Source organism: Curtobacterium sp. BRD11, from assembly GCF_031844345.1.
Classification (GTDB): Bacteria; Actinomycetota; Actinomycetes; order Actinomycetales; family Microbacteriaceae; genus Curtobacterium.
The window spans coordinates 807,243-823,056 of record NZ_JAUZUZ010000001.1 but is presented as its reverse complement, the minus strand read 5'-3'; the positions used below and the strand labels follow the sequence as shown (position 1 = coordinate 823,056).

Annotated in this window: 15 protein-coding genes; 4 read left to right on the top strand and 11 right to left on the bottom strand. The window is 74.0% G+C overall.

What is annotated here, in order from left to right:
- Positions 1-2: 2 nt before the first annotated feature.
- From Q9R28_RS03730 to Q9R28_RS03720, 3 genes are read right to left on the bottom strand one after another with little or no spacing between them, the layout of a single operon-like run.
- Positions 3-671 carry a response regulator transcription factor gene (locus Q9R28_RS03730; RefSeq protein ID WP_311205494.1) on the bottom strand — a complete coding sequence of 223 codons (669 nt, stop codon included), beginning with the start codon at positions 669-671 and terminating at the stop codon, positions 3-5.
- Complete coding sequence (locus tag Q9R28_RS03725) at positions 668-2,062, bottom strand: histidine kinase (RefSeq protein WP_311205493.1); 1,395 nt, start codon at positions 2,060-2,062, stop codon at positions 668-670. The genes Q9R28_RS03730 and Q9R28_RS03725 overlap by 4 nt, the downstream gene beginning before the upstream one ends.
- On the bottom strand, positions 2,049-3,020 hold the full coding sequence (locus Q9R28_RS03720) for a CPBP family intramembrane glutamic endopeptidase (protein ID WP_251155072.1): 972 nt from the start codon (positions 3,018-3,020) through the stop codon (positions 2,049-2,051). Before Q9R28_RS03720 ends, Q9R28_RS03725 begins: the two co-directional genes overlap by 14 nt.
- Before the next feature lie 121 nt (positions 3,021-3,141).
- Here Q9R28_RS03720 and Q9R28_RS03715 point away from each other — a divergent pair, with 121 nt between their 5' ends.
- Complete coding sequence (locus tag Q9R28_RS03715; protein WP_251155071.1) at positions 3,142-4,056, top strand: NmrA family NAD(P)-binding protein; 915 nt, start codon at positions 3,142-3,144, stop codon at positions 4,054-4,056.
- An 11-nt stretch (positions 4,057-4,067) separates the two neighbouring features.
- Positions 4,068-5,507 carry an amidase gene (locus Q9R28_RS03710; protein ID WP_066654675.1) on the top strand — a complete coding sequence of 480 codons (1,440 nt, stop codon included), beginning with the start codon at positions 4,068-4,070 and terminating at the stop codon, positions 5,505-5,507.
- Positions 5,508-5,831: 324 nt separating this feature from the next.
- On the opposite strand, the gene Q9R28_RS03705 is transcribed toward Q9R28_RS03710, so the two are convergent.
- The 6 genes from Q9R28_RS03705 to Q9R28_RS03680 form a co-directional block, all read right to left on the bottom strand.
- A complete protein-coding gene (locus Q9R28_RS03705; RefSeq protein WP_311205492.1) occupies positions 5,832-6,614 on the bottom strand; it encodes an ABC transporter ATP-binding protein in 783 nt (260 codons plus the stop codon).
- Positions 6,611-7,423 (bottom strand): ABC transporter ATP-binding protein, encoded by an 813-nt coding sequence (locus tag Q9R28_RS03700; RefSeq protein WP_311205491.1) that lies wholly within the window; start codon positions 7,421-7,423, stop codon positions 6,611-6,613. The genes Q9R28_RS03705 and Q9R28_RS03700 overlap by 4 nt, the downstream gene beginning before the upstream one ends.
- On the bottom strand, positions 7,420-8,400 hold the full coding sequence (locus Q9R28_RS03695; RefSeq protein ID WP_311205490.1) for an ABC transporter permease: 981 nt from the start codon (positions 8,398-8,400) through the stop codon (positions 7,420-7,422). Before Q9R28_RS03695 ends, Q9R28_RS03700 begins: the two co-directional genes overlap by 4 nt.
- A complete protein-coding gene (locus tag Q9R28_RS03690; RefSeq protein WP_066654670.1) occupies positions 8,397-9,350 on the bottom strand; it encodes an ABC transporter permease in 954 nt (317 codons plus the stop codon). The genes Q9R28_RS03695 and Q9R28_RS03690 overlap by 4 nt, the downstream gene beginning before the upstream one ends.
- A gap of 115 nt (positions 9,351-9,465) precedes the next feature.
- Entirely contained in the window at positions 9,466-10,986 is a 1,521-nt protein-coding gene (locus tag Q9R28_RS03685; protein WP_066654668.1) for an ABC transporter substrate-binding protein, read from the bottom strand.
- A 60-nt stretch (positions 10,987-11,046) separates the two neighbouring features.
- Positions 11,047-11,991 carry an alpha/beta fold hydrolase gene (locus Q9R28_RS03680; RefSeq protein ID WP_066654666.1) on the bottom strand — a complete coding sequence of 315 codons (945 nt, stop codon included), beginning with the start codon at positions 11,989-11,991 and terminating at the stop codon, positions 11,047-11,049.
- 60 nt (positions 11,992-12,051) lie between these two features.
- On the opposite strand from Q9R28_RS03680, the gene Q9R28_RS03675 reads away from it, so the two are divergent.
- Both Q9R28_RS03675 and Q9R28_RS03670 read left to right on the top strand, forming a co-directional pair.
- A complete protein-coding gene (locus tag Q9R28_RS03675; RefSeq protein WP_311205489.1) occupies positions 12,052-12,981 on the top strand; it encodes a siderophore-interacting protein in 930 nt (309 codons plus the stop codon).
- Between the two features lie 62 nt (positions 12,982-13,043).
- A complete protein-coding gene (locus tag Q9R28_RS03670) occupies positions 13,044-13,817 on the top strand; it encodes an ABC transporter ATP-binding protein (RefSeq protein ID WP_311205556.1) in 774 nt (257 codons plus the stop codon).
- Positions 13,818-14,021: 204 nt separating this feature from the next.
- On the opposite strand, the gene Q9R28_RS03665 is transcribed toward Q9R28_RS03670, so the two are convergent.
- Both Q9R28_RS03665 and Q9R28_RS03660 read right to left on the bottom strand, forming a co-directional pair.
- Positions 14,022-14,378: a Fe-S oxidoreductase gene (locus Q9R28_RS03665; RefSeq protein ID WP_311205488.1), complete on the bottom strand. Its 357-nt coding sequence runs from the start codon at positions 14,376-14,378 to the stop codon at positions 14,022-14,024.
- A 2-nt stretch (positions 14,379-14,380) separates the two neighbouring features.
- Positions 14,381-15,784 carry an NAD(P)/FAD-dependent oxidoreductase gene (locus tag Q9R28_RS03660; RefSeq protein WP_251155066.1) on the bottom strand — a complete coding sequence of 468 codons (1,404 nt, stop codon included), beginning with the start codon at positions 15,782-15,784 and terminating at the stop codon, positions 14,381-14,383.
- Between the last annotated feature and the right edge of the window lie 30 nt (positions 15,785-15,814).

Here is a 15,814-nt window from a genome sequence, read left to right as displayed (position 1 = left end):
CCCTAGCACTCGGGGACGGCCACGACGCGGTTCTGGTACGCCCAGACCACCGCCTGCAGGCGCGAGCGCACCCCGAGCTTCGGCAGCATCCGCGCCAGGTGCGACTTCACCGTGGAGACCTCGACGACGAGTGCCTCGGCGATCTCCTCGTTCGACATCCCCTGTGCGAGGAGCAGCAACACGTCCCGCTCCCGCGCGGTCAGCAGCTCCGAGGCCCGGTCGCCCGTCACCGGCTGCAGGCTCCGCCGCGACACGAACTCCCGCAGCACCCGCCGCGTCAGGCTCTGGTCGATCGTGCCGTTCCCGGCGGCGACCTGCCGCACCGCACCGACGATGACGTCCGGCTCCGCGTCCTTGAGCAGGAACCCGGACGCCCCCGCCTCGAGCGCCCCGAACACCAGGTCGTCGAGGTCGAAGGTCGTCAGCACCAGCACCGGCACCGCCGGGTCCGCGTCAGGAGCGCAGAGCTCCCGCGCCACCTCGATGCCGTTCCGGACCGGCATCCGGATGTCGAGCACCGCCACGTCCGGCCGCGTGCTCCGTGCGAGCGTGAGGGCCTCGCCGCCGTCCGCCGCCACGCCGACCACCTCGACGTCCGGTTCGGCCGCCAGGAGCGCCGACACCCCCGCCCGGACGAGCGGCTGGTCGTCCGCCACCAGGACCCGGATCACCGGGTCACCTCGGGCGTCTCGCGTCCGAGTCGCAGCGTCACGACCCAGCCGCCGTCCGGTGTGGTCCCGGTCTGGAGGCGCGCCCCCACCAGGTCCGCCCGCTCACGCATCCCGCGCAGTCCGTTGCCGCCTGCTCCCGGACCCTCCGGGGTCGGCTCGCCCGGTCCATCGGGAGCGTCCGCGCTCGGCGCGGACACCGCGGGTGCGGCGTTCTCGACGGTCAGCTCCAGGTGGTCGACTGCACGGTCGTCGAGCGTGACCGTGACGACGGCGCCGGGTGCGTGCAGGGCGGCGTTCGCCAGTGCCTCCTGCGCGGTGCGGTAGGCCGCGAGCTGCGCCAGGGGCCCGACGCCCTCGGCGACCTCGTGCGCACCGCGGAGGACCTCGAGCCGCACGTCCGACCGGTACCGGGCACGCTCGACCAGGTCCACGATGCCCGCGACGGTCTCGACGGCACGTTCCGCGGGGGCGTCGTCCCGCAGCAGGCCGACCAGGCGACGGAGGTCCTCGAGCACCGCGGTGCTCTGCTCCCGCACCTGACGGACGCCCTCGTGCGCCGCGGTCGGGTCGGTGTCGATCTGCCGGTCGATGACGGCCGACATGAGGGCGATCCCGGACAGGTGGTGGGCCGCGATGTCGTGCAGCTCCCGCGCCATGGCCGCTCGTTCGCGGGACACGGCTGCGTCGACCCGGGCGTCCTGCTCGCGGACCGCGGCGGAGGCCTCCGCGGTCCGGGCGACGACCTCGGCGTCCCTCGCGGCCCGGACCTCGCGCCGGGACCGCACCACGAGTGCCACGACGAGCGGGAGCCCGACGGCCCCGATGGCCTGCGTGACACCGTGGGGCAATGCTTCTCCGAGCGCGAGGAGGAACGGTCGACTCCGGTCGAGTCCGCTCAGGACGACCCAGTGCCAGGCGGTGCCGAGCGTCACGAGGACCGCGGCGGCGACGAGCGCCGGCCACAGCCGGACGAGCGGCGCCCGCACGGCGGCGAGGACGACGGCGACGACGACGGGAAGCGCCGTCAGGCCGAACAGGTCACTGCCGCCGGGAATGAGACCGGCCACCACCACCGGGACCGCGGCGCCGGCGACGAGCACCGCGCGCGGCACCCGGCGTGCGGCCAGCAGCGCCGCGGACTGCCCGAGGAGTCCCAGCAGCAGGACGATCCACGGCAGGCTCCCGACAGCCGGGGACGTGAGCGGTCGACCCAGCGTGTCCGGATCGGCTGCATCCAGCGGCGGCAGCCCGAGCAGCAGCGCGAGCGAGACGACGGCGGTGGCGACCGCGACCAGGACGTCGGTGCGGCGCAGGCGACGGTCGCCGTCGACCTCCCGCGCGGTGCGGGGGTCGGCGGCGACGCGAGCCGCACTCGCTTCAGCGGGTGCCATCGTTCGATCCTACGAGGCGGGCGGAGGTCGACGCGGGGAGGTGGTCCGAGCCTCCCGGCCGGCGGTCGTACCCGAGCCGGCCCCGGGTGGCGACCAGCAGGACGGCGGCGGCCACCGTCGAGACGATCGTGAGCCCGTGCATCATCGTGCCCGCGGTCATCCCCGGGTACATGTCCGCCCACAGGGTGGAGATGGTGTTGTTCACGCCGACGTGCAGCAGCAGTGCGATCGGCAGGCTCTCGCCGGTGCGGTTGAACACCCACGACATCACGACGTTGAACGTGATCGTGAAGAGCGCGAAGACGACCGGCTCCGACCAGTGCGCGTCCGGCCACCCGCCCCAGTCCGACAGGTACAGCGGCATGTGCCACAGCGCCCACAGCGGACCGAGCACCGCGGCGGCGCCGAGCGGTCCGAAGCGGTCCTGCAGTCGGGGGAGGGCGAAGTCGCGCCAGCCGGGCTCCTCCGACAGGCCGGTGGTGAACAGCTGCACCACGAGACCCGGCACGAGGGCGAGCAGGGCGAGGGCGGTCGGTGCCTGGACGTTCCCGCCGGAGAACGGCAGACCCGTCAGGACGATGAGCGCCGGGACGCCGACCAGTGCCAGTGCGTACCAGTACCAGGAGACCCGCCACCGCCAGAGCCGACCGACCCAGCGCCGCAGGCCCGGACGGCCGTCGGCGAGGGCGGTCACCACGAACGCACCGCCGAGCGGGCCGAGGAGCGCGCCGGGCAGGATCCCGGTGAACTGGGCCGTGCCGAGGAACTCCGGGAAGTGCAGGTCCCACACGCCCAGGCCGTGCGGGCTCAGGATGTAGGGCACCCACGCGAGCCAGCTGAGGCCGAGCGCCAGGGTGGCGAAGGAGGCGAGCGGGTGCCGGGACACCACACCCCGGACCCCCGTCGCACGGGGTGCAGCGGTGCCGGCTCCGGGCCGGACTTCGGTCGTGTTCGTCATGACACCGACGCTAGGGAGGACCGTTCGTCGGGACGACCGGCGGAGGGATGCACCACCGGGAGTTCCACCGAAGGATGCAGGTGACGGACGGAGCCGGACGCCCGTGCGTAGCGTCGGGTGCATGACCAGCACCACCGTCCTCGTCGCCGGCGCCACCGGGGACCTCGGTTCCCGCATCGTCGACGCGCTCCTCGCGGCCGACCCCGACGTCCGGATCCGAGCACTGAGCCGCTCCGCCACCGGGCCCGCGGCCGACCGGCTCACCGCACGGTCCGACCGTGTCTCCGTCGTCAGCGCCGCCTACGACGACCACGACGGACTCGTGACGGCGCTCGCCGGGGTCGACGTCGTCGTCTCGGCGGTGAGCGGCACCCGCTCCGTGGTCGTCGACGCACAGACCGCGCTGCTCGCCGCGGCGGTCGACGCCGGCGTCCCGCGGTTCGTCCCGTCGGACTACTCGGCCGACTACCGCGCGATCACCCCCGGGACGAACCGGAACTTCGAGCTGCGCCGCGAGTTCGCCGCGACACTGGACGCCGCACCGATCCGGGCGACCTCCGTGCTGAACGGCGCGTTCACCGACATGCTCACCGGACAGGCCCCGATGATCCTGTTCGACCGTCGCACCGTCCTGTACTGGTCGTCCCCGGACCAGGTGCTCGACTTCACCACGAAGGACGACACCGCCTGGGTCACCGCGCGCGTCGCCCTCGACCCCGACGCACCGCGGGTCGTCGAGGTCGCCGGCGACCGGGTCACCGCCCGGCGCGTCGCCGACACCCTCTCGCGGCTCACCGGCACCCGGTTCCGCACGCAGTGGGCCGGGACCTCCGGGACGCTCTCCGCGATGGCACGCGTCGGACGACGGCTCTCGCGGGCCGACGACGCGGAGCCGTTCCCCGCCTGGCAGGGGATGCAGTACTTCGTCAGCATGTTCAGCGGCGAGGCCGAGCTCCACCACGTCGCGAACGACCGCTACGGGCCGCACGACTGGACGACGGTGCGGGACGTGCTCGCCGTGCACCTGCAGGCCTAGGCTCGGGGACCGTGTTCGAACTCCACCACCTCTCGGCGCAGGAACTCTGGGACTGGATCCGTCGGGGGGACGCGACCGCGCTCGAGGTGACCGAGCACTACCTCGCCCGCATCGAGCGGCTCGACCCGTCCCTCGGGGCGTTCGTCGCCGTCACCGCCGACAGCGCACGCGAGCACGCGGCGCGACTGGGGACGCTCCTCCCGACCTCCCGGCCGCTCTGGGGCCTGCCCACCGCCGACAAGGACCTGTACGACCGCGCCGGTGTGCCCACCCGGCACGGCTCCGCCGCGCTGCCGGTGACACCCGCGACCGCCGACCACCCCCTGGTGGCGGCGCTCGCCGCAGCGGGGACGGTGAGCCTCGGCAAGACGACCTCGCCGGAGTTCGGCATGTCGTCGTCGTCGGAGACCCGCATCGGTACCACCCGGAACCCGTACGACACCACGCGGGCGCCCGGAGGATCGTCGAGCGGCACCGCCGTGGCCGTCGCCGCCGGACTCGTGCCCGCGGCCGTGGGGACGGACGGCGGGGGATCGGTGCGCATCCCCGCCGCAGCGACCGGTCTCGTCGGACTGAAGCCGAGCCGCGGCCGGGTCCCGTCGATGCCCGGTCGGTCCGGCCTCGGCGGGCTGAGCGTCGCCGGGCCGATCACGCGGAACGTCGCCGACGCCGGGATGCTCCTCGACGCCCTGGTCGCACCGACCGGGCTGCCCGAGCCCTCGCCGTACGCGCTGGTCACGCCCGACGTCGGGGACGGGCCCTTCACCGCCGCTGCGGTGCGCGGCGAGGGGCGGTTCGTGGTCGGCGTGCTCGACGGTTCGCCGTGGGACGACACCGTCGACGTCGTGGTCGACCCTGCCGCCCGGGCAGCGGTCGACACCGCCGTGCGGGTGCTCGGCGAGGTCGGGCACGGGGTCGAGGACGTCGCGATGCCCCGGCTGCCGTACGCCGACGCGTTCCGGGTGGCGTGGGAATCCGGCGCTGCGGGGCTGCCCCGCGTGCCCGGCATCGACCTGTCCGCGCTCACCCCGCTGGTGTCGTGGCTGGTGGAGCGCGGACGTGCGCTGACCGCGACGCAGGTGCTCGACGCGATGACGACGCTCGACGCCTTCTCGGCCGGGCTCATCCGGACGTTCGCGCCGTACGACGCCGTGCTCACCCCGACGCTGGCGCTGACCCCGCGGCCGCTCGGCTGGTACGGGGACGACCCCGAGGAGGACTTCCGGCGGCAGTGCGCCTACTCGCCCTGGACCTCGATGGCGAACGTGTCGGGGCTGCCCGCGATCACGCTGCCGGTCGGGGTGACGGACGACGACCACCCGGACGGGGCGGGCCTGCCGATGGGTGTGCAGCTCATCGGACGCCCGGGCGGGGAGCGCGTGCTGCTCGCGATCGGGGCGCAGCTCGAGCGACGGCTGCGGTGGCAGCGGCGGCACCCGGCGACGTGGTGACGCCGGGCTGACGCAGGCCGGGCACCGGCGTCGGCGCGTCGCGACTGCGACGATGCGCACGTCGATCGACGCGTGCGATGTCGCGGCTCGGGAGGATGGCGCGACATCGTGGTCGTCGTACGACAGCGCATCTGTCGTCCTGACCGGAGCCCGGTCGCGGCTGTCGGGCCGAGCGACACCGTGGTCGTCGTACGACAGCGGAAGTGTCGCATCGCCCACTCCGCCCGCGCGACGCCCGCCGACCGACCCCCACCGACGCCGACCGCCGACGATGACCGCCGACGACGCCGACGACGCCGACCGCCGACGCCGACCGCCGCGCCCCTACGGCAGCGTCGGCGCCGCGGCCACCAGTGCCCGCGTCACCGGGTGCCGCGGGTCGTCGAGCAGCGACACCGGCCCCTGCTCCACGATCCGCCCCTCGGAGAGCACCGCCACGGTGTCGCACAGCCGCTGCACCACGCCGATGTCGTGCGACACGAGCACGAGCGTCAGCCCGAGGTCGTCGGCGAGCGAGCGGAACAGGTCGATCACCCGCGCGCGGACGACCACGTCGAGGGCGCTCATCGGCTCGTCCCCGAACAGGATCCGCGGGGAGTGCACCACCGCACGGGCGATCGCGATGCGCTGCCGCTGCCCGCCGGAGAACTCGTGCGGGTACCGGTCGGCGGCGTCGGCGGGCAGGTCGACGCGCTCCAGGACCGAGGCCACGAGCGCGCGGTGGTCACCCGGTAGCTGCAGCGCACGGAGCGGCTCGGCGACGATCGCGCCGACGCGCATCCGCGGGTCGAGGGACGCGTACGGGTCCTGGAACACCACCCCGGTCTCGCGACGGAACCAGCGCATCGCGGCCGCGGAGGCCGACGCGACCACGGGACGACCGCCGGCCCTCACGGAGCCCGCGGTGGGTGCCTCCAGGCCGGCGAGCAGCCGCACCAGCGTCGACTTGCCGGAACCGGACTCACCGACGATGCCGAGCCGCGCCCCGGAGGCGACCGTCAGGTCGACCCCGTCGACGGCGGTCCGCACCGACCCGGGTTCGAAGGGGCCACGGCGTGGCAGGCGGTACGTGCGGTGGAGGCCGCTGGCGTGCAGCGCGTCGGTCATGCGGGGCCTCCGGTGCGGCGGGCGGTGGCGCGGGCGGCGTCGACGAGGGCCGCCGTCGCCGGGTGCTGCGGGGCGTCGAGCAGCGACCGCACCGATGCCTGCTCGACCACGCGGCCGTGATCGAGGACGACGGCGGTGTCGGCGATGCGGGCGAGCACCGCGAGGTCGTGCGTCACGAAGAGCATGCCGGTCCCGCGCTCGGTCGAGAGCCGTTCGAAGAGCTCGAGGATCCGGGCCTCGGTGGTGACGTCGAGCGCGGTCGTCGGCTCGTCGGCGACGAGGTAGGCGGGGGAGCCGGCCATCGCCATCGCGATGCAGATGCGCTGTCGCTGTCCACCCGACAGCTGGTGCGGGTACTGGCGGAGCAGCGCGGCTGGGTCGGGCAGTCCGACGGCGTCGGCGAGTGCGACCGCGGCGGTGGCGGCCGCACGGCGGTCCAGCCCGCGGTGCAGTCGGAGCGGTTCCGCCACCTGCGCACCGACCCGGCGGAGCGGGTCCAGGGCGGTCGCGGGCTCCTGGAACACCATGCCGATGCCGGATCCGCGGTGGCGCGCACGGTCCCGATCACGCATCCCCACGAGATCGGTGCCGTCGAGGCGGATGCTCCCGGCCACCTCGGCCCCCGTCGGTTGGAGGCCCATCAGGGCGAGCGAGGTCATCGACTTGCCGGATCCGGACGCGCCGATCACGCCGACGCGTCGGCCGGGAGGCACGGTGAACGTCACGTCGTCGAGCACCGTCCGTCCCGCGATGCGGACCGTGAGTCCGGTCACCTCGAGACCGTCGCGTCCGGTCCGGTGGTCGCTCACGCCGTCACCCCCGGGGTCGTCGTGGTGCCGCCCGGTGCGCGTCGGTCTGCGCCCGGGGCGCCGGTGGCCGTGTCGTCGTCGGTCGGCTCGCCGGGGGCCGGGTCGTCACCGGCCGGGGTGCCCGTCGCAGCCCGCGAGCCCGTGGCCGCTCGGTCGCCGGTGGTCAGGCGCGGGTCGGTCGCGTCGCGCACCGCGTCACCGAGCAGCGAGAGCGCGGCGACGACGAGGGCGATCGCGGCGCCCGGCCAGGTCGCGCTCCACGGGTGCACGCCGATGTACGTCTGCAGGTCGGCGAGCAGGTTGCCCCACGACGCCGTGTCCGACCCCGCGCCGTAGCCGAGGTAGGAGAGGCCGGCCTCGGCGAGGACCGCCGTCGCCATCGCGAGCGAGAGCTGCACGGTGAACAGCGGCGCCGCGTTCGGCACCAGGTGGCGGGTGAGCACGCCGAGGGGCCCGACGCCGGAGGCCCGTGCGGCGACGACGTAGTCGCTCCGGGCGATGCGGCGGATCTCACCACGCGCGACGCGGGCGATCGTCACGCCGAACGACAGCCCGACGCTCACCACCACGACGCCGAGCGACCCGCCGAACACCGCCGTCAGGAGCATGGCGGTCAGCAGCGTGGGGAACGCGACGAGGATGTCGAGGAGGACGGCGGTGCCCTCGCGGACCCACCTCGTGGTCAGCGAGCCGATCGCCGTCAGGACGATGCCGACCAGGCTCGCGACGACGCCGGAGCCGATCGCGACGAGCACGGTCGTCCGGGTACCGGCGAGCAGGTAGCTCGCGATGTCCCGCCCTGCGGCGTCGGTGCCGAACCAGTGCGCGGGGCTCGGTGCCGCCCACTGCTGGAAGGGGTCGGCGCGGAACGGGTCCTGGGGCGTCCACACGAGGGACACCGCGGCGAGCACGACGAGGAGCGTCAGCACGACGACGGCGAAGCAGCCGGTGGGTCGGGCGAGGAGACGGCGGATCACTCGCCCACCTCCCGCTGCCGGGGGTCGAGCGCACGGTGCACGACGTCGACCGCGAAGCCGACGACCAGCACCAGGCTCGTGAGCACGAGGAGCTCCGACTGCACCTTCGTGACGTCGCGTCGCCCGACGTCGGTCACGAGCATCCGTCCGACCCCCGGGAGCGAGAAGAGCTGCTCGACGACGACGGCCCCCACCAGCAGGCCGGCGATCTGCACGCCGAGGACGGCCAGCACGGTGAGCGCCACCGACGGCAGGCCGTGCCGCAGGAGCGCCCGCGTCCGCGTCAGGCCGATCGCCGCCGCGGTCCGGACGTGGTCGGCGTCGAGCACGGTGAGCGTGGCGGAGCGGGTGAAGCGCAGGATCACGGCACCCTCGACGGCGCCGATGGTGAGCGCGGGGAGCACGAGCGACGAGAACGCGCGACCGGGTTCGTCCCACCCGTCGAGCGGGAAGCCCTGCGTCGGCAGCCAGTGCAGCGTGACGGCGAACAGCGCGATGAGGAGCATGCCGGCCCAGACCACGGGGACCGCCGCGACCGCCTGTGCGACGAAGCCGATCACCGCACCGCCGGCCCGACGGCGCAGCACCGCGGCGAGCACCCCGAGCGGGACGCCGAGCACGAGGGCGGCCACGAGCGACATCCCCGCGAGCGGCAGCGTGACGGCGAGCTTCTGCGCGATCTCCGGACCGACGGCGCCGTTCGTCACGAGCGACCGGCCGAGGTCACCGCGGAGCACACCGCCGATCCAGTCGAGGTACTGCACGACGACCGGCCGGTCGAGGCCGAGCTGCTGCCGGAGCTGCTCGACCTGGGCCGGCGTCGACTGGGTGCCGGCGACGATCTGCGCGACGTCGCCGGGCAGCACGCGCAGCGTGGCGAACACGATGATGCTCGCCACGAGCAGGCCGACGACGAGCAGCAGCAGTCGCCCGACGAGGAACCGGGTCACGCGTCCGATGCTACGGGGGCGGCGGCGCGAGCCCGGAGCGCAGCGCCGGACGGGCGCCCGGCGACCGGCCGGACCGTGTCGCCGGACCTGCGCCCGGCGACCGGCAGGGCAGTGGTCACCGGACGGCCAGTCCGGCCAGGTCGAGTCGCGAGTTGCCGCCGTCGACCGGGAACCCGGTCACGCCCTTGCGCACGGCCGTGATCTCCGTCGCGGTGTACAGCCACTCGCCGGCGGCGTCCTCGCTGACGATGCGCGCAGCCTTGCGGAGCGCCTGTTCCTTCTCGGTCTGCGAGGTCGCGGCGATCGACTCCGCGTAGAGCCGCTGCACCTCGCGGTTGTCGTACCCGAAGTAGTAGTCCGGGTTCGCCCAGTTGCCGAAGTCGCGGGCCTCGACGTGGTCGACCACCGAGAGCTGGAAGTCCTTCTTCGTGAAGACCTGGTCGAGCCACGTCGCGAAGTCGACCCGCTCCACCTTCAGGGTGATGCCCACGTCGGCGAGCTGCGACTTCAGCACGTCACCGATCGTCGCCGGGTAGACGTTGGCGTAGGTGAGGGTCAGGTCCAGGTCGGTCTTCCCCGCCTCGGCCAGCAGCTTCTTCGCGTTGTCGGGGTCGTACGCGTCGATGTCGGTCAGGTCCTCGTACCCGGGGTCGAGCTCGGGGATCGGTCCGCCCTGCTCGACGCCCGTGCCGCCGATGGCCTTGATGAGCGCCTTCGGGTCGATCGCCTGCCGGATCGCCCGGCGCACCCGCTCGTCGGTGAAGGGCGCCTGGGCGTCGTTGAAGGCGAGCGTGTACTTGTCGGTCGTCTTCCCGCGGTGCAGCTCGATGTCCGGGTTGCCCTGCAGCTGGCCCTGCAGGGTGCCGTCGACGGGGTTCAGCACGTCGAGGTCGCCGTTGGCCATCGCGTTGACGGCGGTCGACGGGTCGGTGATGTACCGGAACACGATCTTCGCGACCTTCGGCTCGGTGCCCCAGTAGTCGTCGTTCCGGCTGAAGGTGAGCGAGTCGCCCTGCTTCCACGCCGACACCTCGTACGGTCCGGTGCCGTTGGCGCTGTCGGAGAGGTCGTTCGTCGCGGCCTGCTCGAGCACGAGTCCGGCGCGGCCGGTCAGGTTGAAGAGCAGATCGGAGTCCGGCGCCTCGAGCTGCAGCTCGACGACCCCGTCCGACGGGGAGCTGATCGACGAGACGCCCGCCAGCTTGGCGGAGTCCACGTACGACGAGTTGTCCTTCGCCTGCTGCAGCGACCAGACCACGTCGGCGGCGGTGACGGGCTTGCCGTCCTGGAAGGTCGTGCCGTCGCGGAGGGTGAACGTGTACGTCTTCCCGTCCGACGAGACCTCGTGCTTCGACGCCAGCACGTCGCGGATCTCCCCGTCCGCCGTCCGGCCCACCAGGCCCTGGTACACGTTGTCGATGAGCACCTGGTCGAGCGCGGCACCGGACTGCGTGCGGATGTCGAGGCTCGTGGGCTCGAGCACGAGGCCGACGCGCACGGTGGCGTCGTCGCCACCGCTGCTGCTGTCGGAGCCCGAGCAGGCGGTGAGCGTCAGGGCCGAGGCTACGGCGACCGCGGTGGCGGCCAGGGCGACGCGTGCTGCACGGCCACCGCGGCGGGGGAGGAGCGGACTCATGGGTTGTGGGTTCCTTCCGGGCGCGTGGGGCGACGGTCGTCGCGGCGCGCTCGCACGAGGTTACCGGCGTTCGGGGCCGGATGACGGTTGTTGGACCTCGTGCAACAACCGGTGCCGTGCTCCCCATGCCCGGATCGCCGACGCCAGTTCGAGGGGGGCCTGGTTCTGCACCGCGTGCCGTGCCGTCACCGTCACGACCTCGGCGTCCGGGAGCCGCTCGGTGAAGCCGGCGTGCAGCTTCGGCGAGACGTACCCGCGGTCACCCCGGACGAGCAGCACCGGCACGGCGAGGGCCTCGAGGTCGGGCCACGCGTCGGCGAACCGCCCCACCGACGCCGTCCGGCCCGAGGGCAGGTGGGGGAAGTGGTGCCGGCGGACGAGCCGGCCGTCCTCGCCGAGCCGGGTGGTGTGCCGGGCCTCGCGGAGGAGCACCGCGCGGTCGTCCCCGACGCGGGCCTCGACGGCGCGGTCGACGACCTCGTCGAGCGATGCGAACGGCGTCTCGTCCTCCAGCGCCCGGGCGATGCGGTCGACGGCGCGCTGCGCGAAGTCCGGGGACATGTCGACGAGCACCAGGCCGGTGACGCGCTCGGGTGAGGTCGCGGCCAGGCGGGCGGCGAGGATGGCACCGAGCGAGTGGCCGACGACCACGCCCGGCGGGACCCCGAGGGCGTCGAGCGCGGCCAGCACCTGCGGAGCGGTCGCGCTCGCGCCGTAGTCGGCGTCGTCCCGCCAGGACGACCGGCCGTGCCCGGGCAGGTCGAGGGCGACCGCCGGTTGCCCGACCGCGATCGCGGTCTGGTCGAAGCTGTGCGCGTCGATGCCGAGCCCGTGCAGGTAGGTGATCCGTGCCTCCCGGCCGTCCGCTGTGTCCCAGCGGATCGCCGCGGTCTCGCGTCCGTCGTCGGTCCGGACCACCTGCCGGGAGGCGCGGAGCGGCTCCGTCACGCCGCTCGCAGCCGCCAGCGCGGCCAGGTCCGAGAATTCGTCGTCGGGTTCGTGCACGGGTCCGATCCTCGCACCCCGTCGGGTACCCCGTTGCACCCTGGAAGCCTTAGGTAAGGCATGCCATACTCGTACCTCGTGGCAGCCCGGTACCGAGTCTTCTCCGTCCGCGTCGCGGCCGTGTCGGCGCTCACCCCGTCGTTCGTCCGGGTGACGCTCACCGGTGACGCGCTCGCGGACTTCTCCGCGGTCGGGCTCGACCAGCGGATCAAGGTCGTCCTGCCGATTCCCGGACACGGGTTCACCGACCTGCCCGACGGTGACGACTGGTACGGCGCGTGGCGCGCACTGCCCGATGCCCAGCGGAACCCGCTGCGCACCTACACCGTCCGGTCCTTCCGTCCGGACGCCCGCGAGCTCGACATCGACTTCGTGGCGCACGGGGACACCGGACCGGCCTCGCGGTGGGTGTCGGCGTGCCGTGTCGGGGACGAGCTCCGCATCGTCGGTCCGGCCGTGCCGTCCTCGCCCGCCGAGCTGCCGAGCGGCGCCGCCGAGTTCGCGCCGGGGAGCGCGACCCGGATCCTGCTCGCCGGGGACGAGACCGCCGCTCCCGCGATCTGCGCCATCCTCGAGGCACTCGACGTGGCGACCGTCGGACACGTCTTCATCGAGGTCCCGACCGACGCCGACCGGCTGCCGGTCACCGCACCCGCCGGTGTCGAGGTGCGGTGGATCGCCCGCAACGGTGCCTCGCACGGGGTCCGGATGACGGACCAGGTGCACGCCTGGGCCGCCGAGGTCACGACCGGGGCCGCCTCGGTGGCGGAGCCGGTGCGCGGCGCCGTGGACCTGGCCGACGTGGACGTCGACGAGCAGGTGCTCTGGGACGTGCCGGCCGCGCTCGACGAGCGACCGGTGTACGCCTGGATCGCGGGCGAGGCCGGTTGCGTGAAGGAGCTCCGCCGACACCTCGTGCGCGGCGTCGGACTCGACCGTCGGCAGGTCGCGTTCATGGGGTACTGGCGGCACGGCAAGGCCGAGCACTGAACACGGCAGCGTCCGCCCCGGCGCCGTCCGGGCGAGCCGGTGGTCCCGTCCCGACGACGGCCCTGGGGGCGCGCGGGCTGACCCTGGCGTACGACGACCGGACCGTGGTGTCGTCGCTCGACGTCGACGTGCCCGACGGGGAGCTCACCGTGATCGTCGGTCCGAACGCCTGCGGCAAGTCGACCCTGTTGAAGGCGTTCGCCCGCACCCTCCGGCCGAGCGCCGGCACGGTGTTCCTCGACGGCACCCCGATCGACTCGCTCCGCCCGAAGGCCGTTGCCCGTCGGGTCGGCATGCTGCCCCAGACGCCCGTCGCACCCGAGGGCATCACCGTCCGGGACCTCGTGTCCCGCGGCCGCTTCCCGCACCAGGACCTGCTGCACCCGTCGTCCGGCTCCGACCGCACCGCCGTGCAGGCCGCGCTGGAGCAGACCGACACCGTGTTGCTCGCCGACCGGAGCGTCGGTGAGCTCTCGGGTGGGCAGCGGCAGCGCGTGTGGATCGCGATGGTGCTGGCGCAGGAGACCGACATCGTCCTGCTCGACGAGCCGACGACGTTCCTCGACATCGCGCACCAGTACGACGTGCTCGAGCTCGCCTCGGCACTGCACGCTGCGGGCCGCACCGTCGTGGCGGTGCTCCACGACCTGAACCAGGCCGCCCGGTACGCGACGCACCTCGTGGCGATGCGCGACGGGGCGATCGTGGCACAGGGCACGCCGGCCGCGGTGCTGACCTCGGAGCTGGTGGAGGACGTCTTCGGACTGCCCTGCGTGGTCGTGCCCGACCCGGAGACCGGGACACCCCTGGTGGTGCCGCGCCGGCGCGTCGCCTGACCGCCGACGGCTCGGCGCGGGTGCTGCCTGCCCCGAGCGGGCAGGACGTGCCGCTCGCGTTCGTCGAGCGGGCGCGATCCGTCGGTCCGGGGTGGCGAGGGTGACGGATCCGGCCCGCTCGGTGGCTCGGAACGGGCCGCCTGACGGACGGGAGGCACGGGGCGGACCCGCCGTGCGCCTCCCGTCCGGTCGTGGGTCACCGGGTCAGCGGTAGCCGCCGTCCTCGAGACCGGCCTCCACCTCGAAGCGGTTGCGGGCGGCGTCGCGCCCCGCGAAGGCGTAGAGCAGCGGCATGAGCATGCCGTAGCGACGCCACTGCGTCACGTGCACCCGCTCGTGCCGCAGCACACGCGGGCCGTCGTTGTCCCGCGTCAGGTACACCGACCCGACGCACGTGCCGCCGCGCCGGAACGCCCAGCGCGGCAACCCCGTGCACACGATCAACCCGTCCTCGACCCGTATCCGCCCGGTCGAGAAGGGCACCCCGACGGCCAGTCCGACCGCGGTGGCGAACACCCAACCGGCGCGCGAGACGGGGGAGTCGAGGAGCGGGTTGCGCACCCCTACTCCGGTCGGCCGTAGGTCTCGAGCAGGCGGAGCCAGACCTCGTTCATCGTCGGGTACGCCGGGACCGCGTGCCAGAGCCGGTCGACGGGGACCTCGCCGACGACCGCGACCGTCGCCGCGTGGAGCATCTCGGCGACGTCCTGTCCGACGAAGGTCACGCCGACGACGACGCCGCGGGACTCGTCGACGACCATCTTCGCACGGCCGGTGTAGCCGTCGGCCTGCAGCGCCGAACCGGCGATCGCACCGAGGTCGTACTCGACCGCGCGGACGTCGATGCCCTGCTCGCGTGCCGCGGCCTCGGTCAGGCCGATGCTCGCCACCTCGGGGTCGGTGAAGGTGACCTGCGGGACGGCTGCGTGGTCGGCGGTCGCGACGTGGGCGCCCCAGGGCTCGGCGTGCACCGGGCGGCCCTGCGCCCGTGCGGCGATGGCCTCGCCGGCGGCGCGTGCCTGGTACTTGCCCTGGTGGGTGAGGAGTGCGCGGTGGTTGACGTCGCCGACGGCGTAGAGCCAGTCGGTGCCCTGCACGAGCATCGTGTCGTCGACCTGCAGCCAGTCGCCCGGGGTGAGCCCCACGGAGTCGAGGCCGAGGTCGGCGGTGTGCGCCTTCCGACCCGTTGCCGCGAGGACCTCGCTCGTCACGACCGTGGTGCCGTCGTCGAGCGTCGTGGTGACCAGGCCGTGCTCGTCGCGGTCGACCCGCGTCGGGCTGACACCGGTGCGGACGTCGATGCCGAGTTCCCGCATCGCGTCGGCGACGAGCTCACCGGCGAACGGCTCCATGCCGCCGAGCAGCCCGTGCCGGGCGACCAGGGTGACCTTCGACCCGAGGGAGGCCCACGCGGTCGCGAGCTCGGAGCCGGCGACGCCGCCGCCGATGACGAGCAGGCTCTCCGGGACCTGCTGGGCGCTGGTGCCCTCGCGGGTGCCCCACGGCTGCGCATCCGCGAGACCGGGGACGTCCGGCAGCTGGTGCAGCGAACCGGTCACGACGGCGACGGCCGCGCGTGCGGTGTGCGTCTCGCCGCCGACCTCGATGGTCTTCTCGCCGGTGATGCGGGCGTGGCCGCGGATCAGGGCGATGTCCGCGGACTCGAGCCAGGCCACCTGGCTGTCGTCCTGGTAGTCGGAGGTGAAGGAGTTGCGGCGCGCGAGCACCTTCGCGGCGTCCACGTGCCCGGTGACCGCCTGCGCGGCACCGTCGACGCGCTTCGCAGCCGCGACCGCGTGGCCGCTGCGGAGGAGCGCCTTCGACGGCATGCACGCCCAGTAGGAGCACTCACCGCCGACCAGTTCGGCCTCGACCACGGCGACCGACAGGCCGCGCTTGTGGGCGTAGTCCGCCACGTTCTCGCCGACTGCGCCGGCGCCGATCACGATGAGGTCGTAGTCCGTCATGCTCCCGAACCTACGCGGAGCGGCGGGGCG

What these genes read in the sequence shown, in the direction of transcription:
- Q9R28_RS03725 (WP_311205493.1), bottom strand. Translation starts at nt 2,062, where the DNA reads ATGGCACCCGCTGAAGCGAGTGCGGCTCGCGTCGCCGCCGACCCCCGC.
- Q9R28_RS03720 (WP_251155072.1), bottom strand. Translation starts at nt 3,020, where the DNA reads ATGACGAACACGACCGAAGTCCGGCCCGGAGCCGGCACCGCTGCACCC.
- Q9R28_RS03715 (WP_251155071.1), top strand. Translation starts at nt 3,142, where the DNA reads ATGACCAGCACCACCGTCCTCGTCGCCGGCGCCACCGGGGACCTCGGT.
- Q9R28_RS03705 (WP_311205492.1), bottom strand. Translation starts at nt 6,614, where the DNA reads ATGACCGACGCGCTGCACGCCAGCGGCCTCCACCGCACGTACCGCCTG.
- Q9R28_RS03685 (WP_066654668.1), bottom strand. Translation starts at nt 10,986, where the DNA reads ATGAGTCCGCTCCTCCCCCGCCGCGGTGGCCGTGCAGCACGCGTCGCC.
- Q9R28_RS03675 (WP_311205489.1), top strand. Translation starts at nt 12,052, where the DNA reads ATGCCATACTCGTACCTCGTGGCAGCCCGGTACCGAGTCTTCTCCGTC.
- Q9R28_RS03660 (WP_251155066.1), bottom strand. Translation starts at nt 15,784, where the DNA reads ATGACGGACTACGACCTCATCGTGATCGGCGCCGGCGCAGTCGGCGAG.